Origin of the sequence: Pseudomonas sp. NBB (genome assembly GCF_032701105.1) — a bacterium.
Classification (GTDB): domain Bacteria; phylum Pseudomonadota; class Gammaproteobacteria; order Pseudomonadales; family Pseudomonadaceae; genus Aquipseudomonas; species Aquipseudomonas asiatica.
The window spans coordinates 2137710-2158354 of record NZ_CP103994.1 but is presented as its reverse complement, the minus strand read 5'-3'; the positions used below and the strand labels follow the sequence as shown (position 1 = coordinate 2158354).

Below are 20645 nucleotides of genomic sequence, written 5' to 3'. Positions count from 1 at the left end.
ATAGCACAAGGGGCTCCGTCCGTGGAGAGATGGAAACCACAGGGTTTCGTGGGGGAATTTTGCCGGGTGGGGTGAGATTGGGCTAATTCAAAAAAATGCGGCTGTACTGCAATTTTTTTGCAGTGGTGATATGGCCAGCAAATTCCCCAAGCGCGCCGCGCAACTTGTGGGAGCGGGTTCACCCGCGAAGAATGCGACACGGTGCATGGCACCGGCTTCGCCGGTGTTCGCGGGTAAACCCGCTCCCACAGGGCCCTGGTATTACCGAGCCTTGCGCGGCAAGTCTATGCTCACCCGCAGCCCGCCCAACGGGCTATCCAGCAGCGCCAGGCGCCCGCCCCAGGCCTCGACGATATCGCGCACGATGCCCAACCCCAGCCCGTGCCCGTCTACCTGCTCGTCCAGCCGCGAACCGCGCTCCAGCACCTGCTGCCGCTGGCCCTCGGGGATACCGGGGCCATCATCATCGACCCACACCTGGTAGCCATCGGCACTCGGCGCGATACCCAGCCGCACCTCGCTGTCGGCCCACTTGCAGGCGTTGTCCAGCAGGTTGCCGAGCAGTTCCAGGAAGTCCTCGCGGTCCCACGGCAGCAGCAGCCCGGGCGGCACATCCCTGGCCAGCAGCAGGCCCTCGCCATGGATCATGCCCAGCGTCCCCAGCAACCCCGGCAGTTCGACGTCGCAGTCGAACTGCGCGCCAGGCAGCGCATCCCCCGCCAGGCGCGCACGGTTCAGCTCACGCGCCAGGCGCTGCTGAATCTGCTCCAGTTGCTCGCGCATCTGCGCGCGAACATCCGGCAGGTCTTTCAGGCGCTCGCTGGAGGCCAGGCTCAGCAACACCGCCAGCGGCGTCTTCAATGCATGGCCCAGGTTGCCCAGGGCATTGCGCGAGCGGCGCAGGCTGTCTTCGGTATGGCTCAGCAGGTGGTTGATCTGCCCCACCAGCGGCGCCAGTTCGCTGGGCACTTCGGCATCCAGCTGCGAGCGCTGGCCCTGCTGCAACTGGGCGATCTGCTGGCGCGCCCGCTCCAGTGGCCGCAGCGAGCGGGTCACGGTGATGCGCTGCAACACCAGCACCAGGATCAGCGCCACCAGGCCCATGCCCAGGCCGATCTGCTGCAGGCGCCGGAAACCTTCGCGTACCGGTGAATAATCCTGTGCCACGCTGATCGAGATGTCCTGGCCCAGGCGCCGGTAGTCAGCACGCAGGGCAAGCAGTTGCTGGCCTTCCGGGCCGAGTTCGTGGCTGTCGGAAAGGCCCGGCGCGGCGGGCTTGGGCATGTCCAGATCCCACAGCGACCGGGAACGCCAGGTGCCTTTATCGAAATCGATGCGGAAGTAATAGCCGGAAAACGGCCGCTGGTAGGCGGCCGAGATACGCCGCTCATCCAGCTGCAGACCCGAAGGCCCGCGCACCAGGGCCACCAACAGGTTTTCGCTTTCCTTGCGCAGGCCATTCTCCAGGTAGCGCTGCAGGCCGACCTCGAACAACCACAGGGTCAGCTGCGCCAGCACCAGGCCGACCACCACCAGCACCGCCACCAGGCCCAGGCTCAGGCGCGCCTGGATCGACTTCACGCGGCGCTCCCGGCGTAGATGTAGCCCTGCCCGCGGCGGGTCTCGATGACGCTGCGGCCCAGCTTGCGTCGCAAGTGGTTGACGTGCACTTCCAGCACGTTGGAGTCGCGCTCGGTTTCACCGTCGTAGAGGTGCTCGGCCAGGTGGCTCTTGGACAGGATCTGCTGCGGATGCAGCATGAAGTAGCGCAGCAGGCGGAACTCGGCGGCGGTCAGCTGGATATCCACGCCGTCACGGTTCACGCACTGCCGGCTTTCGTCCAGGTGCAGGCCGGCCGCTTCCAGCGTTGGCTGGTTGGCCAGGCCACGGGCACGGCGCAACAACGCCTGGATGCGCAGCTGCAGTTCTTCGGGGTGGAAGGGTTTGCTCAGGTAGTCATCCGCCCCGGCCTTCAGCCCTTCGATACGCTCGGCCCACGAGCCACGGGCAGTAAGGATCAACACCGGCGTGGCCAGGCCGGCGGCACGCCACTGGGCCAGCACTTCCAGGCCCGGCAGGCCCGGCAGGCCAAGGTCCAGGATGATCAGGTCGTAGGGTTCGCTCTGGCCCTGATACACCGCGTCGCGGCCATCGGCCAGCCAATCCACGGCGTAGCCCTGGCGCTGCAGGCCTGCGGTAAGTTCATCGGCCAACGGTACATTGTCCTCGACAAGCAACAGGCGCATTCAGTCGTCTTCCTCGTCTTTTAGCAGGGCACCGCTGCTGGCATCGAGTTTGATCTCGCGCACCACGCCTTCAGCTGTCAGCAACTCGACTTCGTATTCGTAGCGATTGTCGTCTTCTTCCAGCTCGGCCTCCAGCAGGCGCGCCCCGGGGTGACGCCCCAGGGCGGTCTCCAACAGATGCTCGAGCGGCAGGATGATGCCCTTCTGGCGCAGTTCCAGGGCTTCGTCCTGATCAAGGTCACGGGCAACGGCCAGGGAACAGACGGCCAGCAGCGCCAGCGCGAAGTAGCGCGCCGGCCGCAGTAGGTGGATCATCAGTTGTCCCGCTCGTCCTTCAGCACTTCACCGGTCTTGGCGTCCAGCGCCACGTCCCATTCGACGTTCTGCGTGTCGCGCAGCTCGACCTTGTAGACGTAGCGACCGTACTCATCTTCAAGTTCCGAGTCGGTGACGGTGGCACCCGGGTGCTTGGCCACGGCGGCGGCCTTGAGTTCGTCCAGCGACTTGACGGTCTTGGCATTGACCAGCTTGACCACTTCGTCGGGCTGCACATCCTTGGCGATGGCGGAATGGGCGCCCAGGGCAAGGGCGGCGGCTACGGTGAACAGGGCAGTCATGCGTTTCATCGTTCTTCTCTCCTGAGAACTGTGCAAGTTGTCTACGGGGTTAAGATTAACCACCGGTCCTTAATTCAACCTGAAAACAACTGGCGCCATGATAGCGCAGGTCAGGCTGCTGTCTCGCGATCACCGAATCCTGCGCGGTCCCTGTGGGAGCGGGCTTGCCCGCGAACACCGGCGCAGCCGGTGCCATACACCATGTTGCATGCTTCGCGGGTGAACCCGCTCCCACAGGGTATTCGCATGAAGCCTTATAATGACCGCCTGCTGCCCAAGAGATCCGCCATGAACGCCATTCACATCAAATACCCCGCCCTCACCTTCAAGGCCGGCCAACGCGCCCTGCGGCAGGTCCGCGAGCGCGGCCTGCAGGCGGCCGATGTCGGTGTGCTGCCGGGTGCGGCTGGCGGGCCGAAGCCGCTGGGCATCCAGGGCCTGGACCTGGCGCTGTTCGGTGAGTGGCTGCCGTCGGCACCACGCCAACGTGCGCTGATCGGCGCCTCGATCGGCGCCTGGCGCTTTGCCAGTGCCTGCCTCGACGACCCGGTCGCAGGCATCCGTCGCCTGGGCGAACTGTACACCGAGCAGGATTTCGCCAAGGGCGTCACCCCGGCCGAAATCAGCCGCAGCTGCCAACACATGCTCGATGACCTGCTGCAAGGCCGCGACAGCCAGCTGCTGGCCAACCCGCACTATCGCCTGAACATCCTGGTGGTGAAGAGCCATGGCCAGCTCGCCCACGACCATCGGGGCCGCCTGGGCCTCGGCCTGGGTTCGGTGATCGCCAGCAACCTGCTCGGCCGCTCGCACCTGGCACGGCACTTCGAGCGCGTCATCCTGCACGACGGCCGCGCCACGCCGCCGCTCGACGCACTGACCGACTTCCCCTCGCGCTGCCTGCCGCTGGACCTGGCCAACCTGCGCCATGCCCTGCTTGCCTCGGGCTCCATCCCCATGGTCATGGAAGGCGTGAAAGACATCCCCGGTGCAGGTGCAGGCACCTACCGCGACGGCGGCCTGCTCGACTACCACCTCGACCTGCCCTACCGCGGCGACGACCTGGTGCTGTACCCGCACTTCACCGACAAGGTCGTACCCGGCTGGTTCGACAAGGCCCTGCCCTGGCGCAAGGGCGATGCCACGCGCCTGCAGAACGTGCTGCTGATGACGCCCTCGCCGCAGTACCTGGCGGCCCTGCCCTACGGCAAGCTGCCCGACCGCAATGACTTCAAGCGTTTCATGGGCGATGCGCCTGGCCGCAAGCGCTACTGGTACAAGGCCATTGCCGAGAGCCAGCGGCTGGGCGACGAGCTGCTGGAACTGATTGCCACCGGGCGGTTGCATGAACGCCTGCAAGCCTTGTAGCGGCCATGCTGGTAGACTGCGCGCATTCTTGATTCACATAGAGTTATGACAGCGTGGAAATCTTCAAGGAATTCACATTCGAATCGGCCCACCGCCTGCCGCACGTCCCTGCCGGGCACAAATGCGGTCGCCTGCACGGCCACTCGTTCAAGGTCGGCCTGCACCTGACCGGCCCGCTCGACCCGCACACCGGCTGGATCCGCGACTTCGCCGAGATCAAGGCGATCTTCAAGCCGATCTACGAGCAACTGGACCATAACTACCTGAACGACATCCCGGGCCTGGAAAACCCCACCAGCGAAGTGATCGCCAAGTGGATCTGGGACCAGGTCAAGCCGCTGCTGCCGGAACTGTCGAAGGTGCGCATCCACGAAACCTGCACCAGCGGTTGCGAATATACCGGCGACTGATTTGGTAAACGCACCAGCCCATTCGCGGGCATGCCCGCTCCCACAGGATGCCCACCGTTCTCGAGGTCTGTGATACACCTGTGGGAGCGGGCGTGCCCGCGAAGAGGCCGGCAGCTTCACCAATAAAGCTTCAGCCCTGCCCCGCCTCCAAGGCATCGCGCAGGAAACCGGGGGCGATGTAGCGCTGGTAATGCGCCTCGGACAGCAGGAAGAACTCGCGGTCGATGGCGTCGCGCAACTGCGGCAGCTCCCAGTCGCGAAATTCCGGCAACAGCACCATGCCGTAGGCTTCCAGGTCACGGATCATCCGCGCCCCGCGGGCAATCAGCTGGTACGCCCAGCAATATTCCGACTGCTGCTCGACAAAGCGGATGGAACGCTGCTCCAGTTGCTGGCGCAGCAGGCCTTTGTCGAACACCTCCAGCTTGGCCATCATCACCTGCACCAGCAGCTGCTCCAGGCGCAGCCACACGGCGCGCTTCTGCGCATCGTCGTAGCCGTTCCAGCTGATCACTTCGTGGTGAAACCGCTTGCAGCCACGGCAAACCGTGTCTCCGTAAACCGTGGAGCACAGGCCGACACAAGGGGTCTTGATGGACTTGTTGGACATGAAAAACAACAGCTTGGCGATGGAACACGAACCCATGTTAGCCCTTTGTCTAACCAGGGTCACTCGTTAAAGTCATCTTCGCCGCCTTACCTTCGGGCTTTTTTTGCCGTAGAATCATCCCGCCTTTTCAAAGGCAACAATGTCCGTTGGAAGCTGTTTTCAAAGCGTCACGAGCACAGTTCATCCGGTAGAACGGTGTTGGCCCGGGCCATGCATCCCTCGCATGCCCGTGCCAGCCCTCATCAGCTCCCCGTTCTGCAGGCGTAAAACTTTGAAAGCAGCTTCTGTAAGGATTCTTTGCGACTCTGGCTGGGCGGCCCACAAAGCCGTGGCAGCGCATGGGTGCATTGAATGCTGGATGAGCGTCCCGGACCCCCTTTAGGGACCACTGATGAGGGAAATAACTGTGCTTGAAGCCTACCGCAAACACATCGAAGAGCGTGCCGCCCTGGGTATCGTGCCCCAGCCGCTGAACGCCGAACAAACTGCAGGCCTGGTCGAGCTGCTGAAAAACCCGCCGGCCGGCGAAGAAGCCTTCCTCGTAGACCTGATCACCCACCGCGTACCGCCAGGGGTCGACGAAGCTGCCTATGTCAAGGCCGCTTTCCTCTCCGCCGTCGCCAAAGGCGAAGCCAAGTCGCCTCTGATCGACCGCAAGCACGCCACCGAACTGCTGGGCACCATGCAGGGCGGCTACAACATCGAAACGCTGGTCGCACTGCTGGATGACGCCGAACTGGGCGCCGTCGCGGCCGAACAGCTCAAGCACACCCTGCTGATGTTCGATGCCTTCCACGACGTGGCCGAAAAAGCCAAGGCCGGCAACGTTCACGCCAAGGCCGTGCTGGAATCCTGGGCTGCCGGCGAGTGGTTCACCTCGCGTCCGGCCATCGCCGACAAGTACACCCTGACCGTGTTCAAGGTCCCTGGCGAAACCAACACCGACGACCTGTCCCCTGCCCCGGACGCCTGGTCGCGCCCTGACATCCCGCTGCACGCACTGGCCATGCTGAAGATGGCCCGCGACGGCATCGAGCCGCAGCAGCCTGGTTCGGTCGGCCCGCTGGCCCAGATCGAAGCGGTCAAGGCCAAGGGTTACCCGGTTGCCTACGTCGGTGACGTGGTCGGTACCGGTTCTTCGCGCAAATCCGCCACCAACTCGGTGCTGTGGTTCTTCGGCGACGACATTCCGTACGTACCGAACAAGCGCGCCGGTGGTTTCTGCTTCGGTACCAAGATCGCCCCGATCTTTTACAACACCATGGAAGACGCCGGCGCCCTGCCGATCGAATTCGACTGCACCAACCTGGCCATGGGCGACGTCATCGACGTTTACCCGTTCAAGGGCGAAGTGCGCCGTAACGGCAGCGACGAACTGGTCACCACCTTCGAGCTGAAAACCGAAGTGCTGCTGGATGAAGTCCGCGCTGGCGGCCGTATCCCGCTGATCGTCGGCCGTGGCCTGACCGAGAAGGCCCGTGCCGAACTGGGCCTGGGCGCCTCCGACCTGTTCAAGAAGCCGGAGCAGCCTGCCGATTCGGGCAAGGGCTTCACCCTGGCACAGAAAATGGTCGGCCGTGCCTGCGGCCTGCCGGAAGGCCAGGGCGTGCGCCCAGGTGCCTACTGCGAGCCGAAGATGACCACCGTCGGTTCCCAGGACACCACTGGCCCGATGACCCGCGACGAGCTGAAGGACCTGGCGTGCCTGGGCTTCTCCGCTGACCTGGTGATGCAGTCGTTCTGCCACACCGCGGCCTATCCGAAGCCGATCGACGTCACCACCCACCACACCCTGCCAGACTTCATCCGCACCCGTGGCGGCGTGTCGCTGCGCCCGGGCGACGGCATCATCCACAGCTGGCTGAACCGCATGCTGATGCCTGACACCGTGGGTACCGGTGGCGACTCGCACACCCGCTTCCCGATCGGCATCTCGTTCCCGGCCGGTTCCGGCCTGGTGGCCTTCGCCGCCGCCACCGGCGTCATGCCGCTGGACATGCCAGAATCCGTGCTGGTGCGCTTCAAGGGCAAACTGCAGCCAGGCATCACCCTGCGTGACCTGGTCCACGCCATCCCTTACTACGCCATCCAGAAGGGCCTGCTGACCGTCGAGAAGAAGGGCAAGAAGAACATCTTCTCCGGCCGCATCCTCGAGATCGAAGGCCTGAACGAGCTGACCGTCGAGCAAGCCTTCGAGCTGTCCGACGCCTCGGCCGAGCGTTCCGCTGCCGGTTGCACCATCAAGCTGCCAGAGAAGGCCATCGCCGAGTACCTGCAGTCCAACATCACCCTGCTGCGCTGGATGATCGGCGAAGGCTACGGCGATGCCCGCACCCTGGAGCGCCGCGCCCAGGCCATGGAAGCCTGGCTGGCCAAGCCTGAGCTGCTGTCGGCCGACGCTGATGCCGAGTACGCCGAGATCATCGAAATCGACCTGGCCGAAGTGAAAGAGCCTGTGCTCTGTGCACCGAACGACCCGGACGATGCCCGCCTGCTGTCTTCGGTACAGGGCGAGAAGATCGACGAAGTGTTCATCGGCTCGTGCATGACCAACATCGGCCACTTCCGCGCTGCCGGCAAGCTGCTGGACAAGGTCAAGGGCGGTATCCCGACCCGTCTGTGGCTGGCTCCGCCAACCAAGATGGACGCTCACCAGCTGACCGAAGAAGGCTACTACGGCATCTACGGCAAGGCTGGCGCGCGCATGGAAATGCCAGGCTGCTCGCTGTGCATGGGTAACCAGGCACGTGTGCAGACCGGTTCGACCGTGGTCTCCACCTCGACCCGTAACTTCCCGAACCGTCTGGGCGACGCCACCAACGTGTACCTGGCATCGGCCGAGCTGGCTGCTGTCGCTTCGATCATCGGCAAGCTGCCGACCGTCGAAGAGTACATGCAGTACGCGAAGGACATCGACAGCATGGCTGCCGACGTTTACCGCTACCTGAGCTTCGACCAGATCGCCGAGTTCCGCGAAGCGGCAGCCAACGCCAAGATCCCGGTGGTTCAGGCATAAGCTGAGTTGTAAGACGTAAAAGAAAGCCCCGGCAGAAATGTCGGGGCTTTCTTGTTTCCACCTGTACCGGCCTCTTCGCGGCTAAAGCCGCTCCCACATGGCCCCCACAGTTTTCGAGGGCTGCGCAAGACCTTGTGGGAGCGGCTTTAGCCGCGAAGAGGCCAGCACAGGCAACCTCAGATCACGAACAGGTCGACAAACCTGTGCACCGCCATCTGCTCCAGCTTCTGCTGGTCCTTGCACACATCCACGATCTCCCCACACCGCTGCCGCGCAAAGCGCGTCGCCAGGTTGTCCCTGAACTTGGCCTCCAGCAACGGTATGCCCTCCCCTCGCCGCCGGCGATGCCCGATCGGGTACTCCACCACCACCTGCTCGGTACTGCTGCCATCCTTGAAGAACACTTGCAGCGCATTGGCGATCGAGCGCTTGTCCGGCTCCAGGTACTCACGGCTGAAGCGCGGGTCTTCCACCACCTCCATCTTTTCACGCAGGCGGTCGATGCTTGGGTGGTTGGCATGGAAGGCGTCTTCGTAATGCTCGGCCACCAGATGCCCGAAAATCAGTGGCACTGCCACCATGTACTGCAGGCAGTGGTCGCGGTCGGCGGCATTGGCCAGCGAGCCGCTCTTGGAAATGATGCGGATCGCCGACTCCTGAGTGGTAATGACGATACGGTCGATCTCGTGCAGGCGGTTACGTACCAGCGGATGCAATGTTACCGCAGCCTCACAGGCGGTCTGGGCGTGGAACTCGGCAGGGAAACTGACCTTGAACAGCACGTTTTCCATCACGTAGCTACCCAGGGCTTGCGGCAGGCGCAGCTCTTGCTGCTCGGACGGCTTGAGCGCCAGGTCCTTGTTGGTGTGGCTGAACAGCACATCGTAGAAGCCCCACTGCGGCGCGGTGAGCACGCCAGGCACGCCCATCTCGCCACGCAGGGCAATGTCGGCCAAGCGCACGCCACGGCTGGAAGCATCCCCGGCGGCCCACGATTTGCGCGAACCAGCGTTGGGCGCATGGCGGTAGGTACGCAGCGCCTGGCCATCGACGAACGCGTGGGACAAGGCGCTCAGCATCTGCTCACGGTTGGCCCCCATCAGCCTGGCGCACACGGCGGTGGAGGCTACCTTGACCAGAATCACATGGTCGAGGCCAACGCGGTTGAAGGCGTTTTCCAGCGCCAGCACGCCCTGGATCTCGTGAGCCATGACCATGGCTTCGAGCACATCGCGCATCAGCAGTGGCGCTTCACCTGCGGCCACGCGCTTCTGCGACAGGTGATCGGCAACGGCCAGGATGCCGCCGAGGTTGTCCGACGGGTGGGCCCATTCGGCGGCCAGCCAGGTATCGTTATAGTCCAGCCAGCGAACCGTGCAGCCGATGTCCCAGGCAGCCTTGACCGGGTCGAGGCGGTAGGCGGTGCCGGGCACGCGGGCGCCGTTGGGCACCAGGGTGCCTTCCACCTGGGGGCCTAGCAACTTGGTGCATTCGGGGAAGCGCAGAGCCAGCAGGCCGCAGCCGAGGGTATCCATCAGGCAGTTGCGCGCGGTATCCAGGGCTTCGGCGGATTCGACCCGATACGTGAGGGCGTAATCGGCGAGGGTTTGCAGCACCCGGTCGTAGTCCGGGCGGGCGTTGAGGTCTACGTTGGCGCTCATATCCAGCTCCCTTCAGAATTGCCGGGGCTGCTTTGCAGCCCTTCGCGACACAAGGCCGCTCCTACAGGTACCGCGCAAACCGTGTAGGAGCGGGCTTGCCCGCGAAGGGGCGCAAAGCGGCCCCAACGAACTAAAGCCGAGCGCCAGTGGTGCGTTAGAAGCTATCGCCAGGCACGCGAACCCAGCCCTCCATCAGCACGCGAGCACTGCGGCTCATGATTGCCTTGGTCACTGTCCATTCACCATTCACCTGGCGCGCCTCGGCCCCCACCCGCAGGGTGCCCGAGGGGTGGCCGAAACGCACGGCGCTGCGCTCGCCCCCGCCTGCGGCGAGGTTGACCAACGTGCCCGGAATGGCCGCCGCGGTACCGATGGCCACCGCGGCCGTCCCCATCATTGCATGGTGCAGCTTGCCCATCGACAAGGCCCGTACCAGCAGGTCGATATCACCTGCCTGCACCGCTTTGCCACTGGACGCAGTGTAGGTGCTCGGCGGCGCGACGAAAGCCACTTTCGGCGTGTGCTGACGCCCGGCAGCCTGGTCGACGTTGTCGATCAGGCCCATTCGCACGGCGCCATGGGCGCGAATCGTCTCGAAGCGCAGCAGCGCCTGCGAGTCACCGTTGATGGCGTCCTGCAGTTCGGTGCCGGTGTAGCCGATATCCGCCGCATTGACGAAGATGGTCGGGATGCCGGCATTGATCAGGGTCGCCTTGAACGTACCGACACCCGGCACCTCGAGGTCATCGACCAGGTTGCCGGTGGGGAACATCGCCCCGCCGTCGCCATCTTCGTCGGCCGCCGGATCGAGGAATTCCAGCTGCACCTCGGCGGCCGGGAAGGTCACCCCGTCCAGCTCGAAGTCGCCGGTTTCCTGTACTTCACCTTCGGTGATCGGCACATGGGCGATGATGGTCTTGCCGATGTTGGCCTGCCAGATGCGCACGGTGGCGATGCCATTGCGCGGAATGCGTGCCGGGTCGACCAGGCCGCTGCTGATGGCGAACGAACCGACCGCGGCGGAGAGGTTGCCGCAGTTACCGCTCCAGTCGACGAAGGCCTTGTCGATGCTGACCTGGCCGAACAGATAGTCGACGTCGTGCTCAGGCTTGATGCTCTGCGACAGAATCACGGTCTTGCTGGTGCTCGAAGTGGCACCGCCCATGCCGTCGATCTGCTTGCCGTAAGGGTCGGGGCTGCCGATCACCCGCAGCAGCAGTGCGTCGCGGGCCGGGCCGGGGATCTGCGCCTGCTCGGGCAGGTCTTGCAGGCGGAAGAACACGCCTTTGCTGGTGCCGCCACGGATGTAGGTGGCGGGGATTTTTACTTGCGGTACATGAGCCATGTTCAATTCCTGTCTTGCGCACCCCCTGTGGGAGCGGGCTCACCCGCGAAAGCGTCCGATCAGAAAACAATGTTGTATCTGCTGACGCATTCGCGGGTAAACCCGCTCCCACAGAGGACCGCGCTGCTCTTGATTAGGCGGTCGCTTCGAGGAAGTCCTGGGCGAAGCGCTGCAGCACCCCGCCGGCCTCGTAGATCGACACTTCCTCGGCGGTGTCCAGGCGGCAGGTCACCGGTACCTCCAGACGCTCGCCGTTGGCGCGGGTAACCACCAGGGTCAGCGTCGCCCGCGGCGTGCGCGCGCCCAGCACGTCATAGGTTTCGCTGCCATCCAGGCCGAGGGTCTTGCGGTCGGTGCCCGGCTTGAACTCCAGCGGCAGTACGCCCATGCCCACCAGGTTGGTACGGTGAATACGCTCGAAGCCTTCAGCGACGATCGCCTCGACACCGGCCAGGCGCACACCCTTGGCCGCCCAGTCACGGGACGAACCCTGGCCGTAGTCGGCACCGGCGACGATGATCAGCGGCTGCTTGCGCTCCATGTAGGTCTCGATCGCCTCCCACATGCGGGTGACCTTGCCTTCCGGCTCGATACGCGCCAGCGAGCCCTGCTTCACGCTGCCGTCTTCCTTGCGCACCATTTCGTTGAACAGCTTGGGGTTGGCAAAGGTGGCGCGCTGGGCGGTCAGGTGGTCGCCACGGTGGGTAGCGTAAGAGTTGAAGTCCTCCTCCGGCAGGCCCATCTTCGCCAGGTACTCGCCGGCAGCGCTGTCGAGCATGATGGCGTTGGACGGCGACAGGTGGTCGGTGGTGATGTTGTCCGGCAGCACTGCCAGCGGGCGCATGCCGCGCAGGGTCCGTTCACCGGCCAAGGCCCCCTCCCAGTACGGTGGGCGGCGGATGTAGGTGCTCATCGGGCGCCAGTCATACAACGGCGCCACCTTCGGCCCACGGTCTTCCTCGATGGCGAACATCGGGATGTACACCTTGCGGAACTGCTCCGGCTTGACCGCGGCACGTACCACGGCGTCGATTTCTTCGTCGCTGGGCCAGATATCCTTGAGGCGGATTTCCTTGCCATCGACCACGCCCAGCACATCTTTCTCGATGTCGAAGCGGATGGTACCGGCGATGGCGTAAGCCACCACCAGTGGCGGCGAAGCGAGGAACGCCTGCTTGGCATACGGGTGGATGCGCCCGTCGAAGTTGCGGTTGCCCGACAGCACGGCGGTGGCGTACAGGTCACGGTCGATGATTTCTTGCTGGATCACCGGGTCCAGGGCACCGGACATGCCGTTGCAGGTGGTGCAGGCGAAGGCGACGATACCAAAGCCGAGCTGTTCCAGCTCCTTCTCCAGCCCGGCCTCTTCCAGGTACAGCTGCACGGCCTTGGAACCAGGCGCCAGCGACGACTTGACCCACGGCTTGCGGGCCAGCCCCAGTTTGTTGGCATTGCGCGCCAGCAGGCCTGCGGCAATCACGTTGCGCGGGTTGCTGGTGTTGGTGCAGCTGGTGATGGCGGCAATGATCACCGCGCCATCTGGCATCTGCCCTGGCACTTCTTCCCAGCTGCCGGCGATGCCTTTGGCCGCCAGGTCGCTGGTGGCGACGCGGGCATGCGGGTTGGACGGGCCGGCCATGTTGCGCACCACGCTCGACAGGTCGAAGCTCAGGGTGCGCTCGTAGACTGCACCGCCCAGGCTGTCGGCCCACAGGCCGGTGGCCTTGGCATAGGTTTCCACCAGTTTGACCTGTTGCTCTTCGCGGCCGGTCAGGCGCAGGTAGTCGATGGTCTGCTGGTCGATGGCGAACATCGCCGCAGTGGCGCCATATTCCGGGGCCATGTTGGAAATGGTGGCGCGGTCGCCCAGGGTCAGGGCACGTGCACCCTCGCCGTGGAACTCCAGGTAGGCGCCGACGACTTTCTGCTTGCGCAGGAATTCGGTCAGGGCCAGCACCAGGTCGGTGGCGGTGATGTTCGGCGCCAGCTTGCCGGTCAGCTCGACGCCGACGATTTCCGGCAGGCGCATCCACGAGGCACGGCCGAGCATCACGTTCTCGGCCTCCAGGCCACCCACGCCGATGGCGATCACGCCCAGGGCGTCGACATGCGGGGTGTGGCTGTCGGTGCCGACGCAGGTGTCCGGGTAGGCCACGCCACGGTCGTTGTGGATCACCGGCGACATCTTCTCCAGGTTGATCTGGTGCATGATGCCGTTGCCCGGCTGGATCACGTCGACGTTCTTGAACGCCTTCTTGGTCCAGTTGATGAAGTGGAAGCGGTCTTCGTTGCGGCGGTCTTCGATGGCGCGGTTCTTTTCGAAGGCCTGCGGGTCGAAACCACCGCACTCGACGGCCAGCGAGTGGTCGACGATCAGCTGCACCGGCACCACAGGGTTGACCTGGGCCGGGTCGCCGCCTTTGTCGGCAATGGCGTCACGCAGGCCGGCGAGGTCGACCAGTGCAGTCTGGCCGAGAATGTCGTGGCACACCACGCGGGCCGGGAACCACGGGAAGTCGAGGTCGCGCTTGCGCTCGATCAGCTGGCCCAGCGAGGCGTCGAGAGTAGCCGGGTCGCAGCGGCGCACCAGGTTCTCGGCGAGTACGCGAGAGGTGTAAGGCAGGCCATCGTAGGCGCCGGGCTTGATGGCCTCGACCGCCGCGCGGGCATCGAAGTAGTCCAGGTCGGTGCCTGGCAGGTGCTTGCGGAATGCAGTGTTCATATCGTTATCAGGCTCGGTCACGGTATTCGGGGGCAGGTGCGGCTCAGGCCTTGGGGGCGCTACGCGCCCCTTTCGCGACACAAGGCCGCTCCCACAGGTACTGCGCCGTCCCTGTGGGAGCGGCCTTGTGTCGCGAAAGGGCTGCGCAGCAGCCCCAGCGATCTATGACTCAGCGCTGCTCGATCGGCACGAACTGGCGCTGCTCGACGCCTACATACTCGGCGCTCGGGCGGATGATGCGGTTGTTGGCGCGCTGTTCGAAGACGTGCGCCGCCCAGCCGGTCAGGCGCGAGCAGACGAAGATCGGGGTGAACAGCTTGGTCGGGATGCCCATGAAGTGGTACGCCGAGGCGTGGTAGAAGTCGGCGTTGGGGAACAGGCGCTTCTGCTCCCACATGGTCTTGTCGATGGCTTCGGAGACCGGGTACAGCACCTTGTCACCGACTTCGTCGGCGAGCTGTTTCGACCAGCCCTTGATCACCTCGTTGCGCGGGTCGGACTCTTTGTAGATGGCATGGCCAAAGCCCATGATCTTGTCCTTGCGCTCGAGCATGCGCAGCAGCTCGGCAGTGGCTTCCTGCGGGCTCTGGAAGCGCTCGATCAATTCCATCGCCGCCTCGTTGGCACCGCCGTGCAGCGGGCCGCGCAGCGAGCCGATGGCAGCGGTGACGCAGGAGTACAGGTCGGACAGGGTCGAGGCACAGACGCGAGCGGTGAAGGTCGAGGCGTTGAACTCGTGCTCGGCGTAGAGGATCAGAGACACGTTCATGACCTTGACGTGCAGCTCGCTCGGCTTCTTGCCGTGCAGCAGGTGCAGGAAGTGGCCACCGAGGGTGTCTTCGTCGCTGGTGCAGTCGATACGCACGCCATCGTGGGTGAAGCGATACCAGTAGCACATCACCGCAGGGAACAGTGCCAGCAGGCGGTCGGTCTTGTCACGCTGGGCCTCGAAGGTCAGTTCGGGCTCCAGGGTACCCAGCACCGAGCAACCTGTGCGCATCACGTCCATCGGGTGGGCGTCACGCGGGATGCGCTCGAGCACTTCCTTCAGGGCTTGCGGCAGGTCACGCAGGCCCTTGAGCTTGCGCTTGTAGTCGGCCAGTTCGGCTTTGCTCGGCAGCTCGCCGTACAGCAGCAGGTAGGCGACTTCCTCGAATTCGGCACCGGCTGCCAGGTCACGCACATCGTAACCGCGGTAGGTCAGCCCGGCACCGGCCTGGCCCACGGTCGACAGCGCGGTCTGGCCGGCCACCTGGCCGCGCAGGCCTGCGCCACTGAGTACTTTTGCTTCGGCCATGGTGTTTCTCCTTTCTTGAACTTGTTATGGAAATCTAGCTGGCTAGTCAGTTTTGCCTGTGCCGGCCTCTTCGCGGGCAAGCCCGCTCCTACAGGGACGGTGTGGCACTCTATGCCTGTGGAGTCCCTGTGGGAGCGGGTGCCCCGCGAAGAGGCCAGCCGCTCTAACGCAAATCTTTGACCTTCAGCCCTTCTTCTGGGCAAACAGCGCATCGAGGCTCTGCTCGAAGGCGTGGTAACCAATGGCATCGTAGAGCTCCATGCGGGTCTGCATGGTGTCGATCACGTTCTTCTGCGTGCCGTCGCGGCGCAGCGCGGTGTACACGTTCTCGGCTGCCTTGTTCATGGCGCGGAACGCCGACAGCGGGTACAGCACCAGCGACACGTCGACCGAGGCCAGCTCCTCGGTGGTGTACAGCGGCGTGGCGCCAAACTCGGTGATATTGGCCAGGATCGGTGCCTTCACCCGGTCGGCGAAGGTCTTGTACATCTGCAGTTCGGTGATGGCTTCCGGGAAGATCATGTCGGCACCGGCCTCGACGCAGGCGGCGGCGCGGTCCAGGGCGGCGTTCAGGCCCTCGACGGCCAGGGCGTCGGTACGCGCCATGATCACGAAGCTGTCATCGGTACGGGCATCGACTGCGGCCTTGATGCGGTCGACCATTTCCTGCTGGCTGACGATTTCCTTGTTCGGGCGGTGGCCGCAGCGCTTGGCGCCAACCTGGTCCTCGATATGGATGGCGGCAGCGCCGAACTTGCTCATCGAGCGCACGGTACGGGCGACGTTGAAGGCAGAGGCACCGAAACCGGTGTCGACATCCACCAGCAGCGGCAGGTCGCACACGTCGGTGATGCGGCGCACATCGGTGAGTACATCGTCCAGGCCGCTGATGCCCAGGTCCGGCAGGCCCAGCGAACCGGCGGCGACGCCGCCACCGGACAGGTAGATGGCCTTGAAGCCGGCGCGCTTGGCCAGCAGGGCATGGTTGGCGTTGATGGCGCCAACCACCTGCAGCGGATGTTCAGCGGCAACGGCGTCGCGGAAACGCTGACCGGGGGTGCTCTTCACAGTCATTTCTCACCTCGTGGGCTGTTGTTGTGGGCGTCCAGATAGTGACGCTCGATATTGCGCTTGGACGCGCCGATGTGGCGGCGCATCAGGAGTTCGGCCAGCTCGCCGTCACGGTCGGCGATGGCATCGAGAATGCGGTGGTGTTCGGCAAAGGCCTGGCGCGGCCGGTTGGGCGTGGCGGAGAACTGGATGCGGTACATGCGCACCAGCTGGTACAGCTCGCCGCAGAGCATCTTGACCAGGGTCTGGTTACCGCTGCCCTGGATGATCCGGTAATGAAAGTCGTAGTCGCCTTCCTGCTGGTAATAGCCCAGGCCGGCCTGGAACGCGGCATCGCGCTCGTGGGTGTCGAGCACCCGGCGCAGTTCGTCGATGTCGGCCTGGCTCATGCGTTCGGCGGCCAGGCGGCAAGCCATGCCTTCCAGCGATTCGCGAATTTCGTACAGCTCGATCAGTTCGGCATGATTGAGCGACACCACCCGCGCCCCCACATGCGGCACGCGCACCAGCAGGCGCTGGCCTTCGAGGCGGTGGATGGCCTCGCGCAGCGGCCCGCGGCTGATGCCATAGGTACGCGCCAGCTCCGGCTCGGAAATCTTGCTGCCGGGGGCGATATCGCCCTTGACGATGGCCGCCTGGATGCGCCGGAAGACGTTTTCGGACAAGGTTTCCGTTTCGTCTGTCAGCACCGGGCTGGGGGTGGATAGGTCCTGCATATTGTCGACACCTTGAAAATCTCTTTGCCAGAAATTAGCGAATTAGACCGAAGCAGTCAAAGACAAAATCAATATTGTCGACAATCGTCTAAGAACGAACTAATGCCAACCCGGTGCTGTCAGATCGCGCACCGCTGGCGTCAAGGCGCCGGCGTGATAGAATGCCGCGCCTCCGATGGAGTATGGATAGCCTGTCTGTCATCCATTCATGCTGTTGACAGATTAACGAGGAAGCTTGCGCAGTCGCTGCCAGTCGCCTTGCCCTGAACACGGCTCTGAACATGGCTTTGAAAACAGCCCCGAACCTTGCACTGCACCGCGCCAGGAATATGAGACTTACACCCGCATCATTGCTGCTCTGCCTCACCCTGCTGCCGGCCCTTGGCCAGGCCGCAGGCAAGACCGTGTACGGTCTCAACGAATATGCACGCCTGGGCGACCTGGACCTGGAAGTGGCCGCCAAGCTCGACACCGGCGCCAAGACCGCGTCGCTCAGCGCCCGCGATATCAAGCGCTTCAAGCGCAACGGCGAAAGCTGGGTGCGCTTCTACCTGGCCATCGACGCCGCCCATTCGCACCCCATCGAACGCCCGCTGGCACGCGTAAGCAAGATCAAGCGCCGGGCCGGTGACTATGATGCCGAATCGGGCAAGGCCTACACCGCGCGCCCGGTCATCGAACTTGAAATCTGCATGGGCCAGGCCATGCGCACCATCGAAGTCAACCTCACCGACCGCAGCGCCTTCCAGTTCCCGCTGCTGATCGGCTCCGAGGCGCTCAAGCACTTCGACGCGCTGGTCGACCCAAGCCTTAAATACGCGGCCGGCAAACCTGCCTGTGCCACCGACGCTCCCAAAGCAGAGTAATCCCGATGCGCTCTCTTACCCTCCATCTGAAAGTCCTGATCACCGTGCTGGTGCTGTTGGGCGTGGCGGTCACGGCTTATCAGATCTTCGTACTCGGCATCCCGGTAACCGAGGATGAAACCGACGACCTGTGGAATATCGACGCCAAGGTCGAGTTCGTGGCCAGCACCAAGGACCCGGTCAAGGTGCAGATGTTCGTGCCACCGCTGAACCGCGACTACGTCAGCCTCAACGAGAGCTTCATCTCCAACAACTATGGGGTGAGCGTCAACCGTGCCGACGGCAACCGCAAGGTCACCTGGTCGGCCCGCCGCGCCAGCGGCAACCAGACCCTCTACTACCGCCTGGTGCTGACCAAGCGCTACAGCAACGAGAAGACCACGGTCAAAGGCCCGACCTTCCGTGACAGCCTGGCAGTGGAAGGCCCCGAGAAGATCGCCGCCGAGGCCCTGATGGCGCCGATCCGCCAGCACTCGGCCGACGTCGAGACCTTCGTCAGCGAGACCATCAAGCGGGTCAACAACCTCAACGACGACAACGTCAAGCTGCTGCTGGCCGGCGACACCTCGGCCATGAAGAAGGCCCAGGTCATCGACCTGCTGCTGTCGATCGCCCACGTACCGATGGAGAAGGTGCACACCATCCGCCTGGTGGCCGACACCCCGCAAACGCCGGAACTGTGGCTGCGCAGCTTCAACGGTACCGACTGGCTGTACTTCAACCCCGACACCGGCGAGCAAGGCCTGCCCAGCGATCGCCTGCTGTGGTGGACCGGTGACGACAACCTGATCACCGTCGATGGCGGCAAGAAGGCCAACGTTACCTTCAGCATGAACAACAGCGAGATGAACGCCATCCGCCTGGCCAAGCTGACCGACGAGAATACCGACGCCGATTTCCTCGAATATTCGCTGTACGGCCTGCCGCTGCAGACCCAGCAAACCTTCATGATCATGGTGATGATCCCGATCGGTGTGCTGGTGATCCTGGTGCTGCGCAACCTGGTCGGCCTGCAGACCCTGGGTACCTTCACCCCGGTACTGATCGCACTGGCCTTCCGCGAGACCCAGCTGGGCTTCGGTATCGTGCTGTTCACGGTAATCACCGCCCTGGGCCTGTCGCTGCGTTCGTACCTGGAACACCTGAAGCTGCAGATGCTGCCACGCCTGTCGGTGGTACTGACCTTCGTCGTGGTGCTGATTGCCGCCATCAGCCTGTTCAGCCACAAGCTGGGCCTGGAGCGCGGGCTGTCGGTAGCGCTGTTCCCGATGGTGATCCTGACCATGACCATCGAGCGCCTGTCCATCACCTGGGAAGAGCGTGGCGGCGGTCATGCCATGAAAGTGGCCATCGGCACCCTGTTCGCCGCTTCCCTGGCGCACCTGTTGATGATGGTGCCGGAGCTGGTGTACTTCGTGTTCACCTTCCCGGCCGTGCTGTTGATCCTGGTGGGCTTCATGCTGGCAATGGGTCGCTACCGCGGCTACCGCCTGACCGAGCTCGTGCGCTTCAAGGCATTCCTGAAGAAGGCTGACGCCTGATGTTTGGCCTGATCAAGACGTGGAAAGCCCTGGAGGCCCGGGGCATCATGGGTATCAACCGGCGCAACGCGGACTACGTGCTGAAGTACAACAAGCGCCACTTGTACCCGATCGTCGACGACAAGATCATCACCAAGGAGCGCGCCCTGGCGGCCGGCATCCATGTGCCGGAAATGTACGGCATCATCGAGACCGAGAAAGAGATCGAGAAGCTCGACCAGATCATCGGCGGGCGCAACGATTTCGTCATCAAGCCGGCGCAGGGCGCTGGCGGTGACGGCATCCTGGTGATCGCCGACCGCTTCGAGGACCGCTACCGCACGGTGTCCGGCAAGATCATCAGCCACGAGGAGATCGAGCACCAGATCTCGAGCATCCTCACCGGCCTGTACTCGCTGGGCGGGCACCGCGACCGTGCGCTGATCGAGTACCGGGTCACCCCCGACCAGATCTTCAAGAGCATCAGCTACGAGGGCGTGCCGGACATCCGCATCATCGTGCTGATGGGCTACCCGGTGATGGCCATGCTGCGCCTGCCGACCCGCCAGTCCGGCGGCAAGGCCAACCTGCACCAGGGCGCCATCGGCGTGGGTGTCGACCTGGCTACCGGCGTGACCTTGCGCGGCACCTGGCTGAACAACATCATCAGCAAGCACCCGGACACCACCAACGCGGTGGATGGCGTGCAACTGCCGAACTGGGATGGCTTCATGAAGCTGGCCGCCGGCTGCTACGAGCTGTGCGGCCTGGGCTACATCGGTGTCGACATGGTGCTGGACCAGGACAAGGGGCCGCTGATTCTCGAGCTCAACGCTCGCCCCGGCCTGAACATCCAGATCGCCAACGACTGCGGCCTGACCCAGCGCACCCACGCCATCGAGGCGCACTTGGAAGCGCTGGCCAAGGATGGCATCAGCGAAGATGCCGAACAGCGCGTGCGGGTATCGCAAGGTTTGTTCGGGCACGTGCATCCGCGCTGAAATCGCCGGGGCTGCTGCGCAGCCCATCGCGACACAAGGCCGCTCCGATCTCCTTTAGGAGCGGCCTTGTGTCGCGATAGGGCCCCAAGGGCGAAACCCAGTGCTTGAATGTCGCCACAAAGCTAGGCGCATTTCCTGCACAGGTCTACAATCGCCCTCCTCGCTTTTACATCGCCGTC

17 protein-coding genes are annotated in these 20645 nt (G+C 64.0%); 6 read left to right on the top strand and 11 right to left on the bottom strand.

Translation table 11 applies throughout. The features are described from left to right. Positions 1-261: 261 nt before the first annotated feature. From NY023_RS10075 to NY023_RS10060, 4 genes are read right to left on the bottom strand one after another with little or no spacing between them, the layout of a single operon-like run. Positions 262-1581: a sensor histidine kinase gene (locus NY023_RS10075; protein ID WP_013971920.1), complete on the bottom strand. Its 1320-nt coding sequence runs from the start codon at positions 1579-1581 to the stop codon at positions 262-264. Continuing rightward, positions 1578-2246: a response regulator transcription factor gene (locus tag NY023_RS10070; RefSeq protein ID WP_013971919.1), complete on the bottom strand. Its 669-nt coding sequence runs from the start codon at positions 2244-2246 to the stop codon at positions 1578-1580. Before NY023_RS10070 ends, NY023_RS10075 begins: the two co-directional genes overlap by 4 nt. Continuing rightward, positions 2247-2561: a PepSY domain-containing protein gene (locus NY023_RS10065; protein WP_013971918.1), complete on the bottom strand. Its 315-nt coding sequence runs from the start codon at positions 2559-2561 to the stop codon at positions 2247-2249. It lies immediately after the preceding gene. Next, positions 2561-2872 (bottom strand): PepSY domain-containing protein, encoded by a 312-nt coding sequence (locus NY023_RS10060; protein ID WP_003256549.1) that lies wholly within the window; start codon positions 2870-2872, stop codon positions 2561-2563. Before NY023_RS10060 ends, NY023_RS10065 begins: the two co-directional genes overlap by 1 nt. Before the next feature lie 279 nt (positions 2873-3151). Here NY023_RS10060 and NY023_RS10055 point away from each other — a divergent pair, with 279 nt between their 5' ends. Both NY023_RS10055 and queD read left to right on the top strand, forming a co-directional pair. Next, positions 3152-4231: a patatin-like phospholipase family protein gene (locus NY023_RS10055; RefSeq protein WP_044046954.1), complete on the top strand. Its 1080-nt coding sequence runs from the start codon at positions 3152-3154 to the stop codon at positions 4229-4231. Positions 4232-4284: 53 nt separating this feature from the next. Then, positions 4285-4641 (top strand): 6-carboxytetrahydropterin synthase QueD, encoded by a 357-nt coding sequence (queD, locus tag NY023_RS10050; protein ID WP_003256551.1) that lies wholly within the window; start codon positions 4285-4287, stop codon positions 4639-4641. A gap of 130 nt (positions 4642-4771) precedes the next feature. Here queD and NY023_RS10045 read toward each other — a convergent pair whose 3' ends face one another. Next, on the bottom strand, positions 4772-5251 hold the full coding sequence (locus NY023_RS10045) for a DUF1289 domain-containing protein (RefSeq protein WP_015269719.1): 480 nt from the start codon (positions 5249-5251) through the stop codon (positions 4772-4774). Between the two features lie 406 nt (positions 5252-5657). Between NY023_RS10045 and acnB the strand changes: the two genes are divergently transcribed. After that, positions 5658-8267, top strand: a complete 2610-nt coding sequence (acnB, locus tag NY023_RS10040) for a bifunctional aconitate hydratase 2/2-methylisocitrate dehydratase (RefSeq protein WP_023661205.1) — start codon at positions 5658-5660, stop codon at positions 8265-8267. A 176-nt stretch (positions 8268-8443) separates the two neighbouring features. Here the strand turns inward: acnB and prpD are convergent, their stop codons facing one another. From prpD to NY023_RS10010, 6 genes are all read right to left on the bottom strand, one after another. Continuing rightward, positions 8444-9928: a 2-methylcitrate dehydratase gene (prpD, locus tag NY023_RS10035; protein ID WP_013971914.1), complete on the bottom strand. Its 1485-nt coding sequence runs from the start codon at positions 9926-9928 to the stop codon at positions 8444-8446. Between the two features lie 154 nt (positions 9929-10082). Beyond that, on the bottom strand, positions 10083-11273 hold the full coding sequence (gene prpF, locus NY023_RS10030) for a 2-methylaconitate cis-trans isomerase PrpF (RefSeq protein ID WP_013971913.1): 1191 nt from the start codon (positions 11271-11273) through the stop codon (positions 10083-10085). Positions 11274-11406: 133 nt separating this feature from the next. Then, the gene (acnD, locus tag NY023_RS10025; RefSeq protein WP_015269715.1) at positions 11407-13995 is read right to left on the bottom strand and encodes a Fe/S-dependent 2-methylisocitrate dehydratase AcnD; all 2589 of its coding nucleotides are present in this window, start codon (positions 13993-13995) and stop codon (positions 11407-11409) included. Between the two features lie 169 nt (positions 13996-14164). Then, positions 14165-15292 (bottom strand): 2-methylcitrate synthase, encoded by a 1128-nt coding sequence (gene prpC / locus NY023_RS10020; RefSeq protein WP_013971911.1) that lies wholly within the window; start codon positions 15290-15292, stop codon positions 14165-14167. A 183-nt stretch (positions 15293-15475) separates the two neighbouring features. Beyond that, on the bottom strand, positions 15476-16366 hold the full coding sequence (gene prpB / locus NY023_RS10015; protein WP_003259689.1) for a methylisocitrate lyase: 891 nt from the start codon (positions 16364-16366) through the stop codon (positions 15476-15478). Next, complete coding sequence (locus NY023_RS10010; RefSeq protein ID WP_013971909.1) at positions 16363-17079, bottom strand: GntR family transcriptional regulator; 717 nt, start codon at positions 17077-17079, stop codon at positions 16363-16365. Before NY023_RS10010 ends, prpB begins: the two co-directional genes overlap by 4 nt. 329 nt (positions 17080-17408) lie before the next feature. Here NY023_RS10010 and NY023_RS10005 point away from each other — a divergent pair, with 329 nt between their 5' ends. From NY023_RS10005 to NY023_RS09995, 3 genes are read left to right on the top strand one after another with little or no spacing between them, the layout of a single operon-like run. Then, on the top strand, positions 17409-17945 hold the full coding sequence (locus tag NY023_RS10005) for an ATP-dependent zinc protease (RefSeq protein WP_023662146.1): 537 nt from the start codon (positions 17409-17411) through the stop codon (positions 17943-17945). A 5-nt stretch (positions 17946-17950) separates the two neighbouring features. Beyond that, the gene (locus NY023_RS10000; RefSeq protein ID WP_013971908.1) at positions 17951-19486 is read left to right on the top strand and encodes an inactive transglutaminase family protein; all 1536 of its coding nucleotides are present in this window, start codon (positions 17951-17953) and stop codon (positions 19484-19486) included. Further along, positions 19486-20466: an alpha-L-glutamate ligase-like protein gene (locus NY023_RS09995; RefSeq protein WP_013971907.1), complete on the top strand. Its 981-nt coding sequence runs from the start codon at positions 19486-19488 to the stop codon at positions 20464-20466. Before NY023_RS10000 ends, NY023_RS09995 begins: the two co-directional genes overlap by 1 nt. Positions 20467-20645 lie beyond the last annotated feature (179 nt).

Bases quoted from the DNA above. Each gene is read 5' to 3' on its own strand.
- NY023_RS10055 (WP_044046954.1), top strand. From the start codon at position 3,152: ATGAACGCCATTCACATCAAATACCCCGCCCTCACCTTCAAGGCCGGC.
- NY023_RS10065 (WP_013971918.1), bottom strand. From the start codon at position 2,561: ATGATCCACCTACTGCGGCCGGCGCGCTACTTCGCGCTGGCGCTGCTG.
- acnD (WP_015269715.1), bottom strand. From the start codon at position 13,995: ATGAACACTGCATTCCGCAAGCACCTGCCAGGCACCGACCTGGACTAC.
- NY023_RS10010 (WP_013971909.1), bottom strand. From the start codon at position 17,079: ATGCAGGACCTATCCACCCCCAGCCCGGTGCTGACAGACGAAACGGAA.
- NY023_RS10070 (WP_013971919.1), bottom strand. From the start codon at position 2,246: ATGCGCCTGTTGCTTGTCGAGGACAATGTACCGTTGGCCGATGAACTT.
- prpC (WP_013971911.1), bottom strand. From the start codon at position 15,292: ATGGCCGAAGCAAAAGTACTCAGTGGCGCAGGCCTGCGCGGCCAGGTG.
- prpD (WP_013971914.1), bottom strand. From the start codon at position 9,928: ATGAGCGCCAACGTAGACCTCAACGCCCGCCCGGACTACGACCGGGTG.
- NY023_RS10045 (WP_015269719.1), bottom strand. From the start codon at position 5,251: ATGTCCAACAAGTCCATCAAGACCCCTTGTGTCGGCCTGTGCTCCACG.
- NY023_RS09995 (WP_013971907.1), top strand. From the start codon at position 19,486: ATGTTTGGCCTGATCAAGACGTGGAAAGCCCTGGAGGCCCGGGGCATC.
- prpB (WP_003259689.1), bottom strand. From the start codon at position 16,366: ATGACTGTGAAGAGCACCCCCGGTCAGCGTTTCCGCGACGCCGTTGCC.
- NY023_RS10005 (WP_023662146.1), top strand. From the start codon at position 17,409: ATGAGACTTACACCCGCATCATTGCTGCTCTGCCTCACCCTGCTGCCG.
- NY023_RS10000 (WP_013971908.1), top strand. From the start codon at position 17,951: ATGCGCTCTCTTACCCTCCATCTGAAAGTCCTGATCACCGTGCTGGTG.
- prpF (WP_013971913.1), bottom strand. From the start codon at position 11,273: ATGGCTCATGTACCGCAAGTAAAAATCCCCGCCACCTACATCCGTGGC.
- NY023_RS10060 (WP_003256549.1), bottom strand. From the start codon at position 2,872: ATGAAACGCATGACTGCCCTGTTCACCGTAGCCGCCGCCCTTGCCCTG.